The sequence below is a fragment of the Sphingomonas sp. GW821-FHT12D09 genome, assembly GCF_058807215.1.
In genome coordinates this window covers 1,827,125-1,848,443 of record NZ_JBXAQL010000001.1, presented here as the reverse complement: position 1 = coordinate 1,848,443, position 21,319 = coordinate 1,827,125, and the positions used below count along the sequence as shown (strand labels likewise).

The following is a 21,319-nucleotide window of genomic DNA, read 5'->3' as shown; positions in this document are numbered from 1 at the left end:
CGAGCCCGGTACAGTGGGTCTGGTCATGGCCATGACGTTTCTCGTGAATGGAGGAATGCCATGAATATCGAACAGACCATCGAGCTCGGTGTCGTGAGCACCGACACCAAGGGCCTTCCGGTCGGCGCCGCCGACACGGAGTTCGGTCACCGCAAGCAGATCGAACTGAGCGACGACTGACGGACCTGGCGCGTGCCCGACGGGCACGCGCCCTTCCGGCGCATCCCCATGTCGCTCGCCCTCCGCCCCGGACTGTCCTGGTGCCTATGCGCCGGCCGGGCCGTGTTCCTGGACCTGGCGTCCAATCGCTATTTCTGCCTGCCGGAAATCACCGACGGGCTCTTCCGGCGCTGGGCCGCGAGCGAGGCGCTCGTTCCCGAGGAGCTGGCCCCGCTCATCGACTGCGGGGCCATCGTGGCCGGGGAAGGCAGCCGGATCGCCGCCACCAGGCATCTCGCCGCGACGCAGGACTATGCCCTCGACAACGCGGGGGGCGGCCGGGCGACGGACGTTATCGCCGCGATCGCCGGCCAGCTTCGGGCGCGCTGCTGGCTGAAGCTGCAGCCGATGGCCCGCATCGCCGCGCGCCTGGCCGGCGAGCTGCCAGCCGCCCGCAGCGACGCACAGGGCGAGGCGGTGCAGCGCAGGGTCGCAAGTGCGTTCGTGACCAGTGCGATGCTGCTGCGCGCGGACGACCAGTGCCTTCCCCGGGCGATCGCGGCGCGCCGGCTATGCCAGCGGCTCGGCCAGGAGGCGGCGCTGGTCTTCGGGGTGCGCCTCGAGCCCTTCGCCGCGCACAGCTGGGTCCAGTGCGGCGATGCGGTGATCGTCGGCGAGCTGGAGAATGTGCGGCTCTACACCCCGATCCTGGTGCTGCCATGAGGCCGCGCTATCTCGTCCTCGTCTCGGCCGGCGCCGATCTCCCCGGAAGCGCGCAGCGCATCGCCGACCAGACCGGCCTGAGGCTCGCGCGCTCGACGCCGCGCTGCGCGGTGCTGGTCAACGAGGCCTGTAGCTGCCTCGAGATCGATGGCGACGGCGTGGTGCTGGGCACGCTGTTCCCCCGCCACGGGCCGGCGCGTGCCATCCAGGCGCTGGGCGACGCCGAACGCGGCGCGTTGGCGCGAGGCGGGACCGCGGGGCTGCTCAAATCCTATTGGGGCGGGTATCTCGTCGTTCGTACGCAAGGCGAAGCCGTCGAGATCCTGCGCGATCCCTCGGCGGCATTGCCCTGCTACCGCGCGCAGGCGGGCGGTGTCGCGCTGCTCGCGTCCGACGTCGAGCTGCTGACGATGGCAGGCGGTGCGCCCGACGGGGTCGCTTGGGATGCGCTCGGGCGAATGCTTTATTCCTGCGGCCTCCCCACGATCGAGACCGCGCTCGGCGGCATCACCACGCTGTTCCCGGGAAGCTGCGTCGCCCTGCAGGATGGCGCCGAACGGCCCTTGCCGGGCTGGTCGCCCTGGGATTTCGTCGCGTCGAACGCCGGGGAGGAGACCGCCGCCATTGCCGAGCGCCTGCGCAGGGTGGTCGAACAGTGCGTCGCTGCCTGGGCGTCGCTCTACCGGCATCCGCTGCTCAGCCTGTCGGGCGGCCTCGATTCCTCGATCGTCGCCGCGTGCCTCGCGCGGAGCGGCAGCAGCGCGACCTGCATGACCATGTACACCGACGATCCGGCGGGCGACGAGCGCGGCTTCGCGCAGACCGTCTGCACCAGCATCGGCCTGCCGCTGGTCGATGCCCGCTACGACCTCGACGCCGTCGACCTCGGCCATGCGCTCGGGCTAAATCTGCCGCGGCCGCTGGGGCGGGCGGAGGCGCAGCCCTATGAGACAGCGCACCGCGAGGCCGCCGCGCGCATCGGCGCGGATGCTTTCTTCACCGGCAATGGCGGCGACAATGTCTTCGGCTTCTCGCAGTCCGCCGTGGCGCTGGCGGACCGGGCCCTGCACGAGGGTCCCGGTGCAGGGGCGTTCGCCACGCTGCGCGACATCTGCCGCCAGACCGGCGCGGGCCCGCTCAGGGTGACGCGCGCGGCGGTGGCGATAGCGAGGCGGCCGCCCGCCTATCAGTGGAAGCCGAGCCCGTCCTTCCTGCACCCCGACCTCATCGCTTCGCTCCGCGGCCTCGAATTGTCGCATCCCTGGCTCGAGACTCCGCCCTGGGCGCTGCCCGGCAGGGCCGTCCATATCGCCGGGCTGATGCGCGCGCATCCGACGCTCGAGTCCGATCGCAGCCGGATCGCGCCGGTGATCAATCCTCTGCTGTCGCAGCCGATCATCGAGGCCTGTCTCGCGATCCCGAGCTGGCAGTGGCGCGAGGGCGGACGCGACCGCGCGATGGCGCGGATCGCCTTTGCCGACCGGCTTCCGGCCGCGATCGTCGAGCGCAGGATCAAAGGAACGCCGGACCCTTTCTGCAGCGAGATCGTCCGACGCAGGCGCGACGAACTGCGCGAGCGGCTGATGGACGGGCAGCTCGCTGCCCATGGAATTCTCGATCCGGGCGCGATCGAGGAGGCTCTCCGGCCCGGGCGACCGACCGCCAGCGAGCAGAATGTGCGCCTGCTCGAACTGGTCAATGTCGAAGCATGGGCGACCGCCTGGTCGTCCCATCGCCCCGGAATGCCTGGCCGCCTCGAGCACCAATGACTGCACCTGCAAACAGGAGACTCAAGATGCGTTGCGAAGAAACGAAGATCGTCGAGCTCGGCAGCGTCAGCGCCGACACCCGCGGAGCCGTGATGGGCATTTCCGATCACGAGTTCGGGTGGATGAAGCCCACCGGCCTGCACGACGACTGACAAGAGACGAGCGGGCGCCTCTGGCGCCCGCTCGTCAAAAAGAACGAATGCTCAAGGATCGCGCTCGATAAAGCTCATCATCTTTATTCTTGTCGCAATCCGGTTCAGGGGTAAGGCATTTGTGACAGCTTATCAGTTCGCGCTGACGATCGCCGCGCCTATTGCGACGGCGTTGGCGATTCTTGGCGTCGTGGTAGTGCGCGGCACCAAGATAACCGAGTTCCGGCAGGCTTGGATCAACGCTCAGCGAGACGATATTGCGACAATGATCGCCGCGTCCAAGCGCATTTCGCGGGCGATCACCGATGACAAACTGCAGGAAGCGTGGCTGGCATTCGACGCCGCGATCGTCCGCATCCGGCTTCGCCGTAATCCTAAGCTGAAATGGTGGAAGACTTGGTTCCCCATCTTCCATCGCGAATGGGCCGATGTGATGCCAAAGGTCGATGCGCTGGAAACCGCCGTCACGGCTACCCCACCAACGAGCACCGACATCGACAGACTGACGAAAGAGATCGTCGAGATGTCGGGGCCGCATCTCAAGCGCGAGTGGAACCGGACGCGGCGGGGCGAGCTCGGCTTCAAGCTCTACATTGTGCTCGCCCCGCCCTTGATCGGGGGCCCTTTGCTGATCGCGGTGGGGTGGATCCTCGACAGATGGTTCGGGCTCGGCTTGCTCCACGGCATGTCCTTCACCGACACCTTGCCAATCGCCCCCAAGTAGTAGCTAGACCGGGCCGACCACGATCGAGGAGGGCCGACCAGGCTGGCCGCCGTCCCCCAGCGCGTCCTAGGTACCCGTAGCTCGCGCCCCGGCGGTCTTACCTTTCCATGGTGCCGATCCTCTTTCGCATCGCCTCCCAGCGATCGACCTCCTCCTCCCGACCGGGCGCCTTCACGCCGTTCAGCCAAAAGTCGAACCAGTCGATCGCCCGAGTGTAGACCGCGAGCCGGTGTGCTGGCTGCCATTTGACGTGGTGCTCATCCGGAAAGACGTAGAGGTCGACAGGCCGGTCCAGCTCGCGCAGTGCGGTGACGCTCTGCAGCGCGACCCAAACTTCGTCGTCCGATACCTGAGCGAGGAGCGGCGCGTGGATGTCCTGTGCGTTCCGGGAGACGGAGAACCCGCGCCAAAAGGCCCGAGCGGCCGCGTCGTCGTCGACCGTCCTGGGATAGCCCATATGGTAGAATTGCCGGGCCGCCATCGGCCCGACCCGAAGCGGCAGGCTGGTGTCCCAGCAGCAGCTGCTCATCGCAAAGGCCGAGAACAGCTTGCTGTGCAGCATCGCATACTGGACGGTCGAAGCGCCATCGCTCAGTCCGGTGATCCCGATCCGCGCGGGATCGGCGATCCCGCGCTCGATCGCCGTCCGCACCGGGCTCTCTATCGCCTCGAGTACGCTGCGCCGGTCGGCGAAGTCCTTGAGGTTGATCCTGTCCGCTTCGAGATTGTCCGTGGTGGACTTGACGCCGACGTCGCGCGGCCGGTTGAAGCTCAGCACTGCGAAGCCCTGGTTGGCAAACGCCTGGATCGGATAGTCGTCGCCGGTCCCCCCGCGCAGGAACCCGCGCGAGTTGTATTGCACGACAACCAGCGGATAGCGCCGCCCGGGTACATAGCCGACCGGCAGGACGAGGTCGGCGAAGGAGTCCATGCCGAAGCTGTTGCGCGAGCGCAGGCGTTCGACCTGGCCCAGATTGAGATTCGCGAATTCGGGGTTCGGGTCGAACAGCAGCCTCCGCTTCCCGCTGACCGGGTCGAGCTGCTCGAGCCGCCGGGGCTGGAGCGATCCCTCGCGCAGGCAAATGAGCGTCGTGCCCGTCGGCACGCAGCCGAGGAACAGGTCCTCGGTCGCGTAGAGGCGGCGCACGCGGGACGTCCCCGGCTTCCACTCATAGATCGCGGTGACGCTGTTGGCCCAGCCTTCGCGGCGCACGAAGCGGACCTTGCCCTCGACCCACCAGGGCTGGTTCGCGTCGGCGCATTCGGCCGCGCCGCATGGCAGCGTGCGCCCATGCGTCGTCACGATCAGCCGCCCCCGCGAGGAATAAGGCGTCCCGGCCTGCACCTCCAGCCATGCGCGGTCGCCCGCTGCGGAGGTCGCCTCGCTCCAGCCGCCTTCCAGCATCGAGCCCTTGTCGAGCAGCGCGGCTTCCTCGGGCGTCGCCGTTCGCACCGCGCGGCTCGCCAAGTCGAGATGCCAGGCCGCGCGCGCGATCGGTGCGAGTGGGAACGGACGACTGCTCGCCGCCGGCACGAAGCGGTCGTCATAGTGGAAGCCCGACAGTCCTTCCTTGTCGATCGCGGCCGACGCGTCGCGCAGGCCCGGCTTGGTGGCGTAGACAAGCCCCAGGCCATCGGCGGTGATCCGGAAGTCGTCCACGTCGTCGACGCTGTCGGTGATCGCTTCGCTGCCGCTACCGTCCGTCCGGGCCCGCCATAGCTGCACGGCGCCGCGGTCGCGGCGGCGATGGACGATCCATTTGCCGTCGGGCGACCAGCGCGGCGTGATCGGGTCGGCGAACCCGCTCGGGAAGCTCGCGACGCCGCGCGCATCGAAGCGAAGCCGGATGAAGTCCCCGCCGCGATCGACCACGCGCACGGCACCGGTACGAAGGTCCACCACCAGCATCGCCAGGCAGAAGCCGTTGGTGGCGGGATCGCCGCGCCGGAGCTGGAACGCGGCGTGTCGGCCGTCCGGCGATACCGAGAACAGCCCCTCGTCTTGCTGGTTGGGGTCGACCGGCCCGATGTCGCGCAGGCGGACCAGATCCTCCGGCACGAGGTTGCGGGCGGGGAAGCTTGCCCCCGACGGCACCAGGTCGGTGCAGTCCGGGGAGGCCCATGCCGCCGCTGGCGCTAGGAGCGAGGCGGCGACGGCGAGCGTCATGCGAAGGCTCACCATTGCTTTGTCACCGAGAAGCTGACGAAGCGCCCGATCGGCGACTGGTTGGTCGAATCGAACGGAATCGACGACGCCGACGAATTGCGGATCGGATCGGGCTCCTCGCCCAGCAGGTTCTGCAGGTTGAGCCGGAACTCGAGGTTGGCGAGCGGCCCATGCGCGATGGCCGGGCGGAACGCCCCGCTCAGGTCGAGCGTGGTGAAGGCACCGATCGTCTCTTGCTGGGGGAAGCGGTTGTCCAGCGTACTGCCGACATAGTTCACCGAGGCCGAGACCTGATATTCCCGGCCCTGCCAGCTTGCCGAGCCATGGGCCCGGAAATGCGGCGGGGTGAAGATCAGGCCCGCACGGCCCTCATAGGGCTGGCCGGCGACCGGCTGGCGTTTGCCGTCGAGATAGCTGCCCGACGCGGCAAGCTGGAGCTGACTCCCGCCCTTGAGCGTGGCGCTGTAGTCGATCGCGAGATCGACGCCGCGGGCATGCTCGCGTGCGGTGTTGCGCAGGCTTGAGTCCACCACCGCCGCGACCTGCGCCGGGTCATAGGCCACGCTGCTCTGGTTATCGAGGCCCAGCGGCGCCTGCGCGATCAGCCCCTGCAGCAGGGCCGGGCTGGGGGCGAAGACGACGAAGTCCGCGGCGACCGGGTTGGTCAGCGCCGTCGTAAAATCGCTGACCGCCTCGGCGATCCGGCCGCGATAGTCGATGTCGAACCAGCTCGCCTCGATGCGCAGGCCCTTGAGGAAGCGTGGCTTGAACTCGATCGACAGGGTCGAGCTGGTTGCCCGCTCGGCGCGCAGGTCGGGATTGCCGCCCGCCAGGAGCAGCACGGTCGATCCTGCGGGCAGCGCCGGGACGGGCTGTGGCGAGAACTCGCTCTCGTCCAGCAGGATGGCTTCGCGCGACTGGTTGACCTGCTGCAAGGTCGGGATCTTGAAGGAGCGGCCCCAGCTATATTTGAGCGTAATGTCGGGATGCGGCGCATAGACCAGGCCGAGTTTCGGCGTCGCGACGGCGTCGATGCCCTTATAGTCCTCGTAGCGTACGGCGGCGCTGAGGCGCAGTGCCTCCAGGAGCGGCATGCGATTGTCGGCGCCGACCAGCGGCACCGACAGCTCGCCATAGGCGAAGCGGCTCTCGCGCCGCTCGACTGCGTCGCGCATCACCTGGGTGACGCCGCCGCTGGTCGCCCGGACGTTGAACGCGAGCCGGAAGCGCCGATATCCGCCACCCAAAGCGAGGCGCACGTCGCCGCCGGCCAGGCGGACGAGGGGTCCTTCGGCGCTCGCCTCGAAATTGGTGAGATAGTTGTCATAGGCGGTTCGGCCGACCAGCAGGGCGCCGCCCGTGTAACGCATCGCGGTGCTGACGGTGGAGCTCTCCCCCTGCGTCGCCTCGAGCGTCGCCTCCCAGCCGCCGCCGGGCCGCAGATGCAGCGACGGCGTGATCGCATAGGAGCGCACGACCGGCAGGTTGACCTGCCCGAAATAGGTTGCCGGGTCGGTCACCGAGAATGCGTTGGTCTTGCGCGCGCGGCGATCGGCGAGCTGGGCGTCCAGCTCCAGCGATACCCAGCTCGCAAGGTCCTGATGCCCTGCGAGGACGCCGCTAACCTGCCGTCCGCCGGTCCCGATCATCTGCGAGGGGTGAAGGGTGCGCGAGTAGTCGCGCTGGTCGGCGTAGATCGGGGTCGTCTTGCTATAGTCGAGCGCTGCCATGAAGCCGCCGCCGGCCCAGCGCGCACCACCGACCCCGGAATATTGCTGCTGGACATTGCCGCCCTCGGTGGAGGCGCCGACACGCGCACTCGTCTGGAACCCGTCATAGTCGCGGCGCAGGATCAGGTTGGCGACGCCGCCCACGGCATCCGAGCCGTAGAGCGCCGAGGCGCCGTCGGTGATCACTTCGATGCGGTCGAGCGCCGCCAGCGGGATGATCGAGATGTCGACGCCCTGATTGACGGCGTCGTAAGGAAGGCGGTGACCGTTGATGAGCGTCAGCGTCGCGTCCGAGCCTAGCCCGCGAAGGTTGAGCGTCGTCGCGTTGTTGATGTTGTTGTAGCCGCCCTGGTCACCGCCCCCCGCGACCCCGGGGTTTTGCCCTCCGGTGAAATTCTGCGGGATGATCCGCGAGACGCTTGCCATGTCGGGCACGCCCTGTTCCTCCAGTCCCCGGCGCGTCATCACGACGACCGGCGACGAGCCGCTGGTACCGCGGATGCGCGTGCCGGTTACCGTGATCGCCGTGTCCCCGGCATCTGCCTCGATTGCCTGCCGACGCCCCCGGATGACCAGCGCCCCGGCCTGCTCCTCGACGACCAGGCCGCTGCCGCCGATGGCCAGCCGTACTGCCTCCTCGACAGTAAAGCTTCCCCGCAACGCGGGCGACCGCCGGCCACGCACCTCCTCGTCCGCGAACAGGACCTCGCGGCTCCCCTGGCGGGCGATCTCGCGCAGCGTGGTGGCGAGGTCCTGCGCAGGCAGCGCGAACGCAACCTGCGCTTCCTGCGCGCAGGCCGGCAGGACGACCATGCCGGCGGGGAACGCGCTGGCGAGCAGCGCTGCACAAAAGGCCTTTTTCGAGATCGTCATCATAGTCCCTCCCAAGCGCCGGTTTTCCGGCGTTGGAGGCATTGACGCGGCGCATCGCCAATTACGGGGAGCGCTCGAAGAATTTTCTCGAGGGCGTCGGCAAAGCCCAATGCGAACACAGCGCGCACGGGGGCGAATGTTGTCCGCGGTTGATCCATACCGGATACTCGCGGCCCGCAGACAAGGTAAAACTGCCTTTCAACGATGCGAGCGGCCTACGCTGCCTGCAGAAGGCGCGCATCCGGTCCAAATGACGTTCGGATCGGCCAAGAATGCCGGCAGGCTTCGAGGCACGGCGCTTCTCCGAAACGCACAGATATCGCCACCCGCGCGACCTGCGCCGGTGCCGTGGAGGATAGCATGCCGTCACGCTTGCCACGCCTTGCCCCGGCCGCAGCTTCGCTTGCCGCCCTCTTGCTGCTTCCCGGCGGGGCGCTCCCCCAGAGCGCCCCGCGGCAAACTGTGCCGACTACCAATGGTGCGGCCACCCAGGCCCCGGGCTATTACCGCTTCCTTCTGGGCAGGTTCGAAGTGACGGCGCTACTGGACGGCACCCACCCGTTCCAGGCACGGCAACTCGCGGTGAACGCGAAACCCAATGAGGTGGCCGCCCTTCTCGCCAGGCAATATCTCGCTTCGCCGACGGAGGGCATGATCAACGCCTTCCTGGTCAACACCGGCGCGCGCCTGATCCTGATCGATACCGGTGCGGGGGATCTCTACGGCAAGGATGGCGGGCTTCTGATCGGAAATCTGAGGGCTGCCGGCTACAGCCCCGATCAGATCGACGAGATCTACCTCACCCATCTGCACCGCGACCATGTCGGCGGCCTGATGCTCGGCGGCAAGGCCGTCTTCCCCAAGGCGCTGGTCCGGGTATCGCGCACGGACTCGGACTTCTGGCTCGACGGTGCGAACCGCAGCAAGGTGCCTACCGTGCTGGGGCCGATGTTCGATGGCGCGGAGCAGGTGCTCAAGCCTTATATCGCGGAGGGCAGGTTCCGGCCGTTCGACGGTGCGCCGGTGCTGTCCGACGGCATTCGCGCAGTTCCGGCCCCCGGCCATACGCCCGGCCACAGCTTCTATATCGTCTCGAGCGAAGGCCAGATCCTCGTGATTTGGGGCGACACGGTGCACATGGCGCCGGTCCAGTTTCCCCGGCCGGGGATCGCGCTCAAATATGATCTCTCGGTCACCCAGGCCGTCCATTCCCGCGAAGCCATCTTCGCCCAAGCCGCCGCAAAGGGCTGGTGGGTAGCCGGCGCGCATATCTCCTTTCCCGGCATCGGCCATGTCGCCGCGCTCGGACAGGGCCGCTATGCCTGGGTTCCGGCGAACTACTCCTTGAACCGCTGACGCGGACAGGATCTCCATCCGCGCCGCGCGGGAGCGAACTATCGCTTGGAGCGCGCGCGGAAAGGCTTGTGCCGCCACCAGGGCGCGGGCCGGTTATAGGCGATCCTGGCCGGGACCATCAAAATCACTTCCGCGCCTCCGCCCGCCGCCACGTCGAACATCATGTCGCCCTTCAGCTTGCGGGCACGTTCGCGCATGCCCTCCAATCCGAAATGGCCTTCGCGGCGCCCCTCGCGCAACACGGCGGGATCGATACCGACGCCATTATCGCGGATCGTGATCTGCAGCGCCTGGGGACGATATTCGATCATGATATCAACCGCCGTCGCGCGCGCGTGCCGTGCGATGTTGAACAGCGCTTCCTCGCAGATCCGCACGATCTCGCTCGCTGCGATCGCGTTGACGGCACGCGCGCGCCCGGAGGTCGTGACGAACAGGCTGTCCGACGGCACGAACCCGCGATCCTGGGCTGCCTTGAGAATCGCCGGTTCCAGCGTATCGGCGATCGATGCGGGCCTCAGGTCGCGTACGCGTTCGCGACCCTCTGCCAATATCCGCTCGGCATGGGTCAATGTCCGCTCGAGATCCTGCCGGGCCGGAAGATCCTCCGGAAGGCTTTCCGTACCCAGCTGAAAGCGCAGGATTAGGGCCTGGACCGACTGAAGCAGCGTATCATGGAGTTCCCGGGCGATCCTCTCGCGTTCGTCGTGCCGCTCGGCCAGCCTTGCCTGAATCTGGCCGGCCGCCACGCGCAGACGCAGCTGGAACAGCAGCCAGACGAGGAGCGCCAAAGCGAGAAGGCAGAGAAGCCTGAACAGCCAGCTTTCCACGAACAGCGGCGGTATGCGGATCGGAAGATCGGCGCCTTGCCGGTTCCAGACCCCGGATGCACTCGCGGCGATCACCCGAAAATGATAGGTGCCTGGTCCAAGGTTGGAATAGCTGATCGCCCGGCGGCCGCCCGGATCGACCCAGTCCGGATCAACGCCTTCCAGTCGGTAGCGCACCTGTACCCGATCGGGATCGGCAAGCCCCATGGCGGCATAGACGAGCCGTATCGAGCGCGTTCCAGCAGGAAGCTCCAGATCCCTGGGATCGTCAAAATGGCTGGCGAGCGTCGTGGCGCTGCGGATCGCGACACGGGGAGGAAAGGGACTATCGAACATTCGGGAAGGGTCGATGGTCATCAAGCCACCGGTCCCCACGAACCACAGGCGGCCATCGCCTCCCCGCAGGCCGCGAATCCCGTTCAGCCCGACGCGTTGCAGGTGGCCGACCACCCCGTCGCGATAATCAAAGAGGCGCCGGGCCAGCGGCGTGCTGGGATGCTGGAAGGTCCGTATCAGATCGGCCGTCGCAACGCGGGAAATCCCGTCCTCGCCGTGCAGCCAGGTGTTTCCGGTGTCGTCGACGACCACCGTTTCCAGCGATCTCGTCCATGGGAACGCGGCCGAATCCAGCTTGCGCGCACGCGTGCCGTCGATCCATCCCAAGCCAGATCCACTCGATATCAGGAAGCCGCCGGGTCCGGGCGCAATCGCGGTAATGGCCCCCACGCCGATGCGTGCCAGATTCATCCGGACGATCCGGTTTCCGGAAATGATCGCGACAGTGGAGGTGTCGAGGGCCATGGCGATGTTGCCCGAGCGGTCACGCGCAAACTCGACGAGCTCGCCATCGGAGGTAGTGGGAATTCCCCGCACGGCATGCCACCCGCCGGCATCCCGCCACCATATATCGTTTCGCATGCCCCGCACCCAAAGTCGGCCCTGCCCGTCCTCGGCACACATTTTGGTGATCGTCGGCAAAGCGCCGGAGGGCGCGAGATTGCCATCCGCTTCGAGATGAGAAAGCCCTAAGGGATGGGTAACCCAGACCCCGCCCGCATTGGCGGCACAAATTCCAAAGAAGCGGGTGACCCCCGTCAGCGCCCGTGGCGGCTCGCCGGAAGCGATCCGGTAGAGTCGCCGGTTCGCCGCAACATAGACGCTTCCGTCACTGGCCCTGGCCAATTTGATTCCGTCGGTCGCGTCGCCCGGGAATCCCGGATTTGCCGTGATGTTCCGGAAGCGGAATCGCTGCAGTCCGGTATTCCCGACAACCCAGATCGCGCCCTCATGGTCCGCGAGGGCGGACGCCGTCGTCTCGCCCTCGAGAATTTCACCGGGTGGCACGGTGTCCACTTGGCCCCCACGCCTCCCGGTTGTGCCGAAATGAGCAATCCTGAAAACGCCTCCGTGGCTCAGGCCTCCCCACAGCCCATGCCAGCGATCGAACACCAGGCGGCGCTGTATCACGGGATCCGGCAGCGTCTCTATTCGACCCGGAGCGGGAAGACTGCCATCGGCTTTCCGGAAAAGGCGCAGCGATCCCGGATCCGATATCCATAGATTACCTGTGGGATCTGTCAGGAAAACCGGCCTTTTGAACCTATCGTCCAGTGCCTTGAACGCCCGCGCTCCGGGAGCGAGCTGCGCGACAAACCCGACGCGTTGGTCCATACCGACCATCGCGGCCCATAGCGTGCCATCCCGCGCCACCGCGACATTCATGATATAGCCAGGTGGAAGCCCCGTCGTCCTGTCGATCTGCTCCCATCTACGTCCATCGAAGCGGAACAGCCGCTTCGATGCTCCTCCCCAGACGGCTAGGATCGAGCCATCGCGATCCTCGAACAGGTCGGTGACCATCCTGGGAGGATCTGGCATTCTAAGATCGAGCAATCGCCCGTTTCGGTAGACGGCGACTCCGCCATAATTGGCAAAGCCGGCCCAGAGTTCACCACGGCGGGTGACGAGCAGGGATGCGGCTGGAGCACCGTTTATCGCCGAGTTGACTGGCGGCGGGATAGTCTCGAAGGAAGTTCCATCGAAACGCACCAACCCGGAAGGCGCAGCCAGCCAGAGATAGCCGTCCGGCGTCTGATTGATCGTCCGGATATCGGTCGGGGCGCCGTCCTCCTGCGTCCACCGATCATGCTTGAAATCGGCGAGGCGGGGGCCGGACGAAGCTGCGGGTCGGTTGACCGCGGTGCCTGCTGAGGGCGGGATCGTGACAGCCGGATAAGTCGCCGCAGTCACTCCCAACGCAATGAGCACCCCCGCCAGCTTCCCCACGCATCGAATGTGCTGGGCTCGCCGCATCGCGACCAGCAAAAACCATTTCGATCGGACAGGCTGGCGTCCCGCCATCAAGCCGCGACGGACCGATCGACCGACTGGGCCAGGCGCACCAGGTCCGGGACATTCCGCATCCCGACCTTCTTCATCAAGCTGGAGCGATGGAGCTTCACGGTAATCTCGCTGATGCCGAGCTCCCAGGCGATCTGCTTGTTCATCAGTCCGCGCACAATCCCCGCCATTACTTCGCGCTCGCGCAGCGTCAGCCGGCCAAACCGCTCGAGCTCGGCACTGCGATGGCCTTCCCTCGCGCGGCGCTCGCGATCCTGGTCCAATGCCTCGTTCACCGCATCGAGCATTTCCTGCTCGCGAAACGGCTTGGCAAGAAAATCCACCGCGCCCGCCTTCATCGCGCGAACCGTGGTGGTGACATCCGCATGTTCGGACATGAAGACGACCGGAAGGACTTGCCCGCGCAGGCGCAGGCGTTCCAGCAACTCCAGACCGCCGATTCTCGGCATCCGGACGTCCGAGACCAGGCACGAGGTGGTTTTGGGAAGGCTCGACTCCAGCAGCGCCTGCGCGCTGGCAAAGGTTCGCGCGTACACGCCGACGGAATGCAGCAACGCCTCGAGCGTCTTCCTGATGACGGGATCGTCGTCCACGATCAGCACCGTGCCCATGTCCGAATCTTGCATGGCGGCTACACCCTTGTCGATTTGCACTTGCCGGCAGCTATGTTCCACCGAATCGGATGGTTCAGGCAATTCCCCCTTTAGTGTGTGGCAAGCCCCCGCCATTCAGGCCATTATCCTGCGATTGCGCGCCGCAAGTCATGCATGGTCCGGCGATCTGGCGGACCAGCGACTCCGGCGCGGGCCCTGATCGATGAACGCCCGGCTGATAGCGCGCCGGCCTCTGGAGCTGTTCGTACATGTCCGACCCCGTGGCCATTCGTATCCTGACGATCGACGATCACCAGCTTTTGCGAGAGGGCGTCAACGCGGTCATTTCGGCGCAGGCCGACATGGAGGTCGTCGGAGAAGCGGAAAATGGCCGGGAAGGGATCGAGGCATATCGGACGCTGCGGCCGGATATCGTGCTGCTGGATCTGCAGATGCCGGTGCTTGATGGCGGCGAAACGCTCGTGCGGCTTCGCCGGGAATTTCCGAACGCGGCGGTGATCGTGCTGACCACCTTTTCCGGCGACGCCCAGGCGGCGCAAGCCCTCCGCATGGGCGCCGCGGGATATGTGCTGAAGAGCAGCGTGCGTACTGAGCTCCTCGATGCGATCCGTGCCGTCCACAAGGGCGGCAGGCATCTGAATGCCGCGGTCGCGCGCGAAATCGCGCTGCATATCGACAGCGACGGGCTCAGCGCCCGGGAACGCGAAGTGCTCAGCCTTGCCGCTGCGGGCAATTCCAATAAGCAGATCGCCGCCCGGCTCGCCCTCTCGGAGGACACGATCAAGGGCTATATGAAAGCGATCTTCTCCAAGCTCGGCGCCTCCGACCGGACCCACGCGGTTACGATCGCCACCAAGCGTGGCATCATCACCGTCTAGCGATAGGCGAGAATTTCTTCGCGACGCCGGCCGGCGGCAGGTTCAGACTGCTGGACGACCGGATTGCGCAGGATACCGATCCCTTCGATCTCGACCTCGCAGATATCGCCGGGCTTCATCCAGAGCGGCGGCATGCGCGCGAAGCCCACGCCAGCCGGTGTCCCGGTGATGATGACGTCGCCGGGCTCCAGGGTCATCACCTCGCTCAGCAGCGACACCAGCTTCGCGACGCTGAAGATCATCTCGCCGGTCGAGGAATCCTGCACGACCACGCCGTTCAGCCGCGCCTGGATTCGCAGGTCGGCCGCGCCAGCAGGCAGAGCCGAGGCCGGCACGAAGCAGGGGCCAAAGGCACCGGTCTGGTCGAAATTCTTTCCCAGCGTCCATTGTGAGGACTTGAACTGATAGTCGCGGATCGAGCCGTCGTTGAAGATCGAATAGCCCGCGACATGCAGGAGCGCCTCCTCTTCGGGGATCGCGCGCCCGCGCAGGCCGATGATCACTGCGAGCTCCGCCTCATAATCGAGCTGGTCCGAGACATTCGGGCTGATGATCGGCGCGCCGTGCCCGACCAGTCCCGAGGCAAAACGCCCGAACACCGTCGGATAGGCGGGAATGTCGAAATTCCCCTCCTTCGCGTGATCGACATAATTGAGCCCAACCGCGAGGATCTTCCCCGGCGCCGGGAGCGGCGGCAGCACCGTCACCGCGTCGATGTCGAGCGGGACCCCGGCGTGCAGCTGGTCGATCACCGCCGGCAGGTCGGCACCTACAGCGATGAGCTCGGGCAAGTCACCGGGCCATGCGTCCTGGTCAGCCCATATGGCGCGGTAGCCATCGCCGCGATTGGCGGCGAGGCCGGCGCCCCGGGCGTTGGTGAAGCGAACGATCTGCGTCATGCTCGTCTCCGTATGAAGCGCCGGCGGTCATTGCCAATGTGCTCTTTTCGAGGTGTGGCCGGTTCCCGGATTGAAGGTGTTGGTGGGGTCCAGCGCCTGATAATGCGCCCGGAGCGCCGGCTTGGCGCGGTACAGGTGCCCGACATTATGCTCGGCGGGATATTCCGCCCCGCGTGCGTCGAGCAGCTTCCACATCGCATGCTCGAACGCCACCGGGTCGCGGCCCCGCTTCACCAGATAGTCGCGGTGGAACACCCGGCAGAAGAAATGCGCGCAATAGCTCACCCCTACGATCTGCCCGGCGAGCTCGGGCGGCAGCTGCTCGTTCCAGTCCTGGTCGTTGCGGCGGAGGCCGATATCGAGTGCCACGATATCCTCGATCTCGCGCCGGTGCAGCGCGCGGTAGCGTATCGAGGCGCCGGCCACCGCGAAGCGATGCAGGAAGGCGCGCTCGCCCTCGTCCCTGGTGCATTCGAAGCAATCGCCGCTCGCCGAGGGAAACATCCCGGCGAGCAAGGCGCGGGCGGGAACCACGCCCGCCCCGCCCATGCGCAGGATCAGATGATGCTCGTAGCGCGCATTATAGGCATAGAGGCGCGCCGGCAGATGCCTGGGGAATAGCCCTGCGACGCCTTGCATCACCCGATCGGTCAGACTGTCGGACACGAAAGGAAGCCGGACGGCGAGCGCGTCGATACGGGCCTTCACGGCGAACAGGCGCGGCAACCATTTCGCGCCGAGATATCTGATCGCAAGGAAGGTATCCTTGCCGTAGCGCTCGGTCAGCTCGAAGGCGGAGCGATGGATATATTCGCCCTGGATCGGCAACTCCGGGAACTCGCCCAGCATGCGCGAGCGAATCGCTTCCAGCTCCGCCGGGTCGTTCGTCCCGACATAGAAATCCACCACCGCGTCATCGAGCGGGAAGGTATCGAGGCGCACCGCGAAGACGACGACATGCCCGCCGCTGCCCGACGCCTCGTAGAGCCGGCGCGGATCGTTGTTGAACCGTGCCGGCGTATCCGCATCGAGCGCGCGGATATGGTCCTGATAGTCGGGATCGGAGCAATGCCGGTGCGCATCGTCGGCGATCGCGTCCTCGTCGAAATCACCGGCATCGAGACGCGCGAGCATGGCCTCGGGCGTGTCTCCCAATGCGATCCCGAGATGATTGACGAGCTCGACCCTGCCCGCCTCGTCGATGCGGGCGTAGAGCGCCATCTGGGTGAAGGCGGGGCCGCGATGAATCAGCGCACCGCCCGAATTGTTGCACACGCCGCCCAGGACGGAGGCGCCGATGCAGGACGAGCCGATCCGCGAATGCGGCTGGCGTCCGACGCTGGCGACCAGATCCTCGAGCGCGTAGAGCGTCGCGCCGGGATGGCAGACCACCTGGCGCCCTTCGCGGATCAGGCGGATGCCCGCGAGCCGGCGCGTGCTGACGATCACGACCGGACGATCATAATCGTCGCCGTCGGGAGTGGAGCCCCCGGTCAGGCCGGTATTCGCCGCCTGCATGATGACGATCACGCCCGCCGCGGCGCAGCGCTGGACGACCCGCCAGAGCTCGACGAGCGAGCCCGGCCGGACCACCGCCAGGGCCGGGCCGCCGCCGAAACGAAAGCCGGTCGTGTAGCCGCGCATGCTGCGCGCACCACGCAGAAGATGCGCGGACCCGACCAGCCGGCGCAGGTCGGCGAGGAATCCGGCAGTACCGGATTCCCCCCGGACACTCCGCGCGGGCGAGACACTTTCGAGCACGGGACTAACGCTGCTTCGAAACCGTCGCCACGGCGTCCTCGATCACCGCGGCGACTTCGCGCGGCCTGGACAGGAGCGCGACATGGCTCGCCGCCAGTACGGTGGTCCTGGCCTTCATCCGCGCGGCGAAGTCGCGCTCCATCTGCGGCGCGATCACGCGGTCGTTCGCCGACACGATGAACCAGGTCGGGCGGTCGCGCCATGCCGCCTTGGTCACCTTGTCGCCGAACGTCGAGGCGGCCAGCGGGCCCTGGGTGACGAACAGCAGGCTGGCCTCGTCGCGCGGCAGGTCCGGCGCGAAATTGTCGATCATGCCCTGCTCGCTCTGGCGCACATAGCCTTGCGAATCCGCCTCCACCGTCGAGAGTGCGGGCGGCTTGGGATAGGCGGCGATCAGTTCCTGCCCTGTCTGGCCCTCGGCATTGGCGAAGGCCGAGACATAGACCAGCGCGGCGACCTTGGGATCGTTGCCGGCCTGGGTGATCACCGTCCCGCCCCAGCTATGCCCCACCAGCACGACCGGACCCTTCAGGTCGGCGAGCACGCGCCGGGTCGCCGCGACATCGTCGGCGAGGCTGGTCAGCGGATTCTGTACCGTCAGCACGCGGATGCCCCTGGCGCGCAGCAGCGGGATCACCCGGTTCCAGCTCGAGGCGTCCGCCCAGGCGCCATGGACGAGCACGACGGTCGGAGCCGCCTGTGCGGTCTCCGCCGGTACAGCCCGATGCCTGGGAGCGGCGCCGGCGGTGGTGGTGGCGAGCATAAGGGCGGCGAGGGGAAAAAGCTTCATCGGAAAATCCTCCATGGGAGCATTGCAGTCGAACGGCGTTGGGGGTTCAGCCCTCCCAGCCCTGCAGGAATTCGAGGAGCAGGGCGTTCACCGCTTCGGGACGCTCCTCGTGCGGCAGGTGCCCGCAACGCGGGATCGCGACGGCGCGCAGATCGTCCGCCATCTCTGCCCACACTTTGGGCATGTCGAACATCTTGCCGACGGCGCCGAAATCGGCGCCCCAGAGCGCCAGGGTCGGGCAGGCGATCTTCACGTCGGCATCCGCCTTGTCCTGCGCGACATCCTCGGCATTGGCGCGGTAGTCCGCCATCGCACCGCGCACGGCGCCGGGCGCGCGATAGGCCCGGACATAGGTGTCGAACGCCTCGCCCGAGATCGCCGAGGGGTCATAGGCCCAGTCGGAGAAGAACCAGCGAAGCCACTGCTCCTCCTTCCCGGCGATCAGCGTCTCGGGGAGATCGGGAACGAGATGGAACAGGAAAAACCAATAGGCCTTGGCGATCTCGGCGTTGAGATCCCGCGCGACGATGCGCGTCGGGACATTGTCCATCACCACCAGCCGATCGATCCGGTCCGGAAAGTCCTTGGCGAAGCGCGTCGCCACGCGCGCGCCGCGGTCATGACCGACCAGGGCGATCCGGTCGATTCCGAGATGATCGAGCAGTGCCGCCAGGTCCCTGGCCATGGTGCGCTTGTCATATCCGGCCGCCGGCTTCTCGGTCTCGCCATAGCCGCGCAGGTCGGGCGCGATGATCCGATAGAGCTCGCCAAGCTCCGGGACCTGATGCCGCCAGGCATAGTTGGTTTCGGGAAAGCCGTGGAGCAGCACGACCGGCGCGCCCTGGCCGGCGTCGATATAGTTCTGGCGGATGCCATTGGCCGTGACGCTATGGTTGGCGAGCGCGATCATCAGGTCCTCACAATATGAGCGACCGGCATCGCTCCGCCAGCATGAAGCAGCTTTGGCCGACCGGCACGCTTTCCGAATTGGCGAAGTCCGGCAATTTTTGTCGGTATCGCACCCGTCGCACCGTCCGGGCCCGTACCCTTGGCGCGCTCAGGGGCGCCGGGGAACCGCCGCACTGGGATGGCGGGCACAGGCGAGCGTGCCGATCAACACCATCGCACCTGCCAGAGCCAGCGGCGCGGCGAGGCCGGTGCGCATCACCAGCACGGCGCCTACCGCGGCACCCGCGAAGATCGAGGCGATGGCGCCCAGCCTTCGCCCCAGGCCGGCGCCCGCACCGCCCGCGAGCCGGGAGTCCGCGGCGATCCCGGTGATGGTGAGCGTTAGCACCGTGGTGGTGAGATCGGGCACCTTGAGCTGGCGTACCGTCGCGTTGCGAAAGCCCATGGCGATGGCGGTCAGCGCGATGATCGCGAACAGCGAGAGGCGCGGCGCCTGGCCGGGCACGTCGAAGCCGAGCGCTACCGCCGCGGCGATCCACAAAAGGCCTGCCTCGAGCAGCGCGGCGCGCGTCAGCCATTGACCAAGCGGCCGATCGACATGCGCCTTGCCGATGCGCCCGGCGATCAGCGCGCCCAGCATGAAGGTCAATATCGCGACGACGAAGGGCGCCACCGCGAATCCCGGCGTGCCCGCCGCCGCGAACCCCAGGAACACGATGTTTCCGGTCATGTTCGCCGTGAAGACCTTGCCCAGGCCGAGAACGCTGGCGGCATCGACGAGCCCGGTCGTCGCGGACAGGAACAGCAGGAGGCCGGGGAGCGGCGATGGGGTCGGCGATCGCGTGGCCATGGGGAAACCTCCTCTAGAAGCGGAAATTGGTCTCGAGTCCGAGCATGACGATCGTCTTCGCCGTACCGGTCTCGCGGATGAAGGCGCCCGGCGCGAAGGCGGAAAGCGAGGTCGACAGCTCGAGCTCGGGGGTCGCCTGCCAGGCGAGGGTCGCCTCGGCTTCCTTGCCGATGAAGCGCGCCTGTGCGCTGCCCGGTGCGCGGATCAGGTTGCCGGGTATGTCATAGACCCCGTCCGCAAGCGCGTAGCGCCAATAGGCCATGCCGGCGATGCTGGCCGAGATCCCATGGCCCAGCGTCGCCGCTATGCGCGGGTTGAGGCTGACGATGTTGGTCGGACCGATCGGCGACAGCTCGCCGAAATATTTGCCCTTGGGAAACAGCGCATTGAAGGTTCCGGTCGTGCCGTCGCCGGCATCGCGGTCGCCGCTGACGATATTGAACCGCAGCGTCGCATCGAGCTGGAGCGGCAGCCGCTCGAAGCGATGGCCGACCTCGCTGCCGATCGTCCAGGCGGCGATCCTCTTGCCTGCGAAATGGCCGAACTGGGCGACGCCCTCGACGTTCCAGTGCCATCCTCTGGCCGTGCCGAACCAGCGGGCGCCGATGCTGTGGCGCAACTCGCGGCCTGCTATGCCGCCGAAATGCGCCGCGCGATTGCGATAGCCGAGATAATAGAGATCGAGCCCTGGTATCGTCGCATAGCCGCCCCATAGCGCCTTGGCGGGCGAGCCCCGGTCGTCGAGGCTATGGGCTCCGGGCGCGACCGGACGGACGGCGAAGACGCTGAGCGCGGCGCTGCCGCGCCTGGCGATCCCGCGCACCCCGTCAAAGGCGAGCGGAACGTTCGGGCCGTAGCGCGTTCCGACCAGCCGCTCCGATCCGAGCGACAGCATCTGCCGGCCGAGCCGCAGCGTCGCGGGGCCGAGCGGAATATCGGCAAAGGCCTGGAGCAGATCGACGCGGGTCTGGTCGACCGGCCCGGGAGCCGGCGCGATGCCGGTCGCATAAGCGAGGATGGGCTGCACGAAGGCGCGGCCGCGGCCGACATGCAGGTCGGCATATGGCAATGCCCGTAGCCAGACATAGCCGTCATTGGGGTCGTCGCCCCAGAGATTGTCGCGGTACATCTCGCTGCGCAGACGCAGCTCGATGCCGGTGGTGAGATAGGTATCGGCCGCGACCGGGATATATTTGAATCTGCCCGTCCAGTGCTCGTCCCGCCTTGCGGGATCCGAGAGGCTGGACCAGTCCTCGTCGTACCGCGTGATTGTCAGCACCGGCGGTTCCCAGGCCTCGGTCTGGGCCGCCGCCGGCTCCGCCAGCAGCAGACTGAGGAGCGCGAGCCTATGCACGCCGCTGTTCGAGCTCTGCGACCAGGGCAGCCAGAACGAAGCCGCCGAGGAGACCGATATGCTCGAAAAAGGCGTTGGTTGCCATGAAGCGCTCCTGGCCGTGCAGGTTCCAGAAGTCGTTGGCGACGAAGGCGGCGAAGACGGTGAATATGCCGAGCATGCCGGCTCCCAGCCAGACGAGGCGTCCCGACAGGATCAGGATCGGCCCGATCAGCTCGACCCCGATGGTGAGCGCGGCCCAGAGCGCAGGCGGGCTGGTCCCGAAATGCGCCTGCTCCGCGACGGCCGCGGGCCAGTCGCTCAGCTTGACCAGGCCGCCAAGCAGATAGGCGCCGACGAGCGCCAGCCTGGCGAGAAACCAGGTCGGGCGCCAGTCGAGGACGGCATCGACGAAACGGGGATCGCGCGGGCCGGCCATGG

At 67.0% G+C, this 21,319-nt stretch carries 17 protein-coding genes; 6 read left to right on the top strand and 11 right to left on the bottom strand.

Annotated elements, in window-relative coordinates:
- The first annotated feature begins 282 nt into the window (after window positions 1–282).
- From AC1RPL_RS08230 to AC1RPL_RS08215, 4 genes are all read left to right on the top strand, one after another.
- Window positions 283–882 carry a lasso peptide biosynthesis B2 protein gene (locus AC1RPL_RS08230; protein WP_493068758.1) on the top strand — a complete coding sequence of 200 codons (600 nt, stop codon included), beginning with the start codon at window positions 283–285 and terminating at the stop codon, window positions 880–882.
- Window positions 879–2,651: an asparagine synthase-related protein gene (locus tag AC1RPL_RS08225; protein WP_493068757.1), complete on the top strand. Its 1,773-nt coding sequence runs from the start codon at window positions 879–881 to the stop codon at window positions 2,649–2,651. Before AC1RPL_RS08230 ends, AC1RPL_RS08225 begins: the two co-directional genes overlap by 4 nt.
- A gap of 26 nt (window positions 2,652–2,677) precedes the next feature.
- Complete coding sequence (locus AC1RPL_RS08220) at window positions 2,678–2,803, top strand: hypothetical protein (protein WP_493068756.1); 126 nt, start codon at window positions 2,678–2,680, stop codon at window positions 2,801–2,803.
- Between the two features lie 121 nt (window positions 2,804–2,924).
- Window positions 2,925–3,527: a hypothetical protein gene (locus AC1RPL_RS08215; RefSeq protein ID WP_493068755.1), complete on the top strand. Its 603-nt coding sequence runs from the start codon at window positions 2,925–2,927 to the stop codon at window positions 3,525–3,527.
- A 97-nt stretch (window positions 3,528–3,624) separates the two neighbouring features.
- On the opposite strand, the gene AC1RPL_RS08210 is transcribed toward AC1RPL_RS08215, so the two are convergent.
- A complete protein-coding gene (locus AC1RPL_RS08210) occupies window positions 3,625–5,694 on the bottom strand; it encodes an Atxe2 family lasso peptide isopeptidase (RefSeq protein ID WP_493068754.1) in 2,070 nt (689 codons plus the stop codon).
- A gap of 8 nt (window positions 5,695–5,702) precedes the next feature.
- The gene (locus AC1RPL_RS08205) at window positions 5,703–8,297 is read right to left on the bottom strand and encodes a TonB-dependent receptor (protein WP_493068753.1); all 2,595 of its coding nucleotides are present in this window, start codon (window positions 8,295–8,297) and stop codon (window positions 5,703–5,705) included.
- 462 nt (window positions 8,298–8,759) lie between these two features.
- On the opposite strand from AC1RPL_RS08205, the gene AC1RPL_RS08200 reads away from it, so the two are divergent.
- Window positions 8,760–9,653, top strand: coding sequence for an MBL fold metallo-hydrolase (locus AC1RPL_RS08200; protein ID WP_493068752.1), 894 nt, complete (start codon window positions 8,760–8,762; stop codon window positions 9,651–9,653).
- Window positions 9,654–9,691: 38 nt separating this feature from the next.
- On the opposite strand, the gene AC1RPL_RS08195 is transcribed toward AC1RPL_RS08200, so the two are convergent.
- Window positions 9,692–12,769, bottom strand: coding sequence for a sensor histidine kinase (locus AC1RPL_RS08195; RefSeq protein ID WP_493068751.1), 3,078 nt, complete (start codon window positions 12,767–12,769; stop codon window positions 9,692–9,694).
- A 74-nt stretch (window positions 12,770–12,843) separates the two neighbouring features.
- On the bottom strand, window positions 12,844–13,455 hold the full coding sequence (locus tag AC1RPL_RS08190) for a response regulator transcription factor (protein ID WP_493068750.1): 612 nt from the start codon (window positions 13,453–13,455) through the stop codon (window positions 12,844–12,846).
- A 251-nt stretch (window positions 13,456–13,706) separates the two neighbouring features.
- Here AC1RPL_RS08190 and AC1RPL_RS08185 point away from each other — a divergent pair, with 251 nt between their 5' ends.
- Window positions 13,707–14,336: a response regulator transcription factor gene (locus tag AC1RPL_RS08185; protein ID WP_493068749.1), complete on the top strand. Its 630-nt coding sequence runs from the start codon at window positions 13,707–13,709 to the stop codon at window positions 14,334–14,336.
- Here AC1RPL_RS08185 and AC1RPL_RS08180 read toward each other — a convergent pair.
- The 7 genes from AC1RPL_RS08180 to AC1RPL_RS08150 all read right to left on the bottom strand — a co-directional run bounded on the left by AC1RPL_RS08180 (window position 14,333) and on the right by AC1RPL_RS08150 (window position 21,317).
- On the bottom strand, window positions 14,333–15,235 hold the full coding sequence (locus AC1RPL_RS08180) for a fumarylacetoacetate hydrolase family protein (protein ID WP_493068748.1): 903 nt from the start codon (window positions 15,233–15,235) through the stop codon (window positions 14,333–14,335). The two genes, AC1RPL_RS08185 and AC1RPL_RS08180, sit on opposite strands and share 4 nt — an antisense overlap.
- Window positions 15,236–15,262: 27 nt before the next feature.
- A complete protein-coding gene (gene dld, locus AC1RPL_RS08175) occupies window positions 15,263–16,996 on the bottom strand; it encodes a D-lactate dehydrogenase (protein WP_493068747.1) in 1,734 nt (577 codons plus the stop codon).
- A gap of 4 nt (window positions 16,997–17,000) precedes the next feature.
- A complete protein-coding gene (locus AC1RPL_RS08170; RefSeq protein WP_493068746.1) occupies window positions 17,001–17,786 on the bottom strand; it encodes an alpha/beta fold hydrolase in 786 nt (261 codons plus the stop codon).
- A gap of 46 nt (window positions 17,787–17,832) precedes the next feature.
- A complete protein-coding gene (locus AC1RPL_RS08165; protein WP_493068745.1) occupies window positions 17,833–18,696 on the bottom strand; it encodes an alpha/beta fold hydrolase in 864 nt (287 codons plus the stop codon).
- Window positions 18,697–18,843: 147 nt separating this feature from the next.
- Entirely contained in the window at window positions 18,844–19,545 is a 702-nt protein-coding gene (locus AC1RPL_RS08160) for a YoaK family protein (RefSeq protein WP_493068744.1), read from the bottom strand.
- A gap of 13 nt (window positions 19,546–19,558) precedes the next feature.
- The gene (locus tag AC1RPL_RS08155) at window positions 19,559–20,899 is read right to left on the bottom strand and encodes an alginate export family protein (protein WP_493068743.1); all 1,341 of its coding nucleotides are present in this window, start codon (window positions 20,897–20,899) and stop codon (window positions 19,559–19,561) included.
- Window positions 20,892–21,317, bottom strand: a complete 426-nt coding sequence (locus AC1RPL_RS08150) for a DoxX family protein (protein ID WP_493068742.1) — start codon at window positions 21,315–21,317, stop codon at window positions 20,892–20,894. Before AC1RPL_RS08150 ends, AC1RPL_RS08155 begins: the two co-directional genes overlap by 8 nt.
- Window positions 21,318–21,319: the final 2 nt, after the last annotated feature.

Coding starts and splice junctions, on each gene's coding strand:
- AC1RPL_RS08225 (WP_493068757.1), top strand. CDS start 879: ATGAGGCCGCGCTATCTCGTCCTCGTCTCGGCCGGCGCCGATCTCCCC.
- AC1RPL_RS08170 (WP_493068746.1), bottom strand. CDS start 17,786: ATGAAGCTTTTTCCCCTCGCCGCCCTTATGCTCGCCACCACCACCGCC.
- AC1RPL_RS08160 (WP_493068744.1), bottom strand. CDS start 19,545: ATGGCCACGCGATCGCCGACCCCATCGCCGCTCCCCGGCCTCCTGCTG.
- AC1RPL_RS08180 (WP_493068748.1), bottom strand. CDS start 15,235: ATGACGCAGATCGTTCGCTTCACCAACGCCCGGGGCGCCGGCCTCGCC.
- AC1RPL_RS08150 (WP_493068742.1), bottom strand. CDS start 21,317: ATGGCCGGCCCGCGCGATCCCCGTTTCGTCGATGCCGTCCTCGACTGG.
- AC1RPL_RS08205 (WP_493068753.1), bottom strand. CDS start 8,297: ATGACGATCTCGAAAAAGGCCTTTTGTGCAGCGCTGCTCGCCAGCGCG.
- AC1RPL_RS08210 (WP_493068754.1), bottom strand. CDS start 5,694: ATGACGCTCGCCGTCGCCGCCTCGCTCCTAGCGCCAGCGGCGGCATGG.
- AC1RPL_RS08165 (WP_493068745.1), bottom strand. CDS start 18,696: ATGATCGCGCTCGCCAACCATAGCGTCACGGCCAATGGCATCCGCCAG.
- AC1RPL_RS08190 (WP_493068750.1), bottom strand. CDS start 13,455: ATGGGCACGGTGCTGATCGTGGACGACGATCCCGTCATCAGGAAGACG.
- AC1RPL_RS08220 (WP_493068756.1), top strand. CDS start 2,678: ATGCGTTGCGAAGAAACGAAGATCGTCGAGCTCGGCAGCGTCAGCGCC.
- AC1RPL_RS08185 (WP_493068749.1), top strand. CDS start 13,707: ATGTCCGACCCCGTGGCCATTCGTATCCTGACGATCGACGATCACCAG.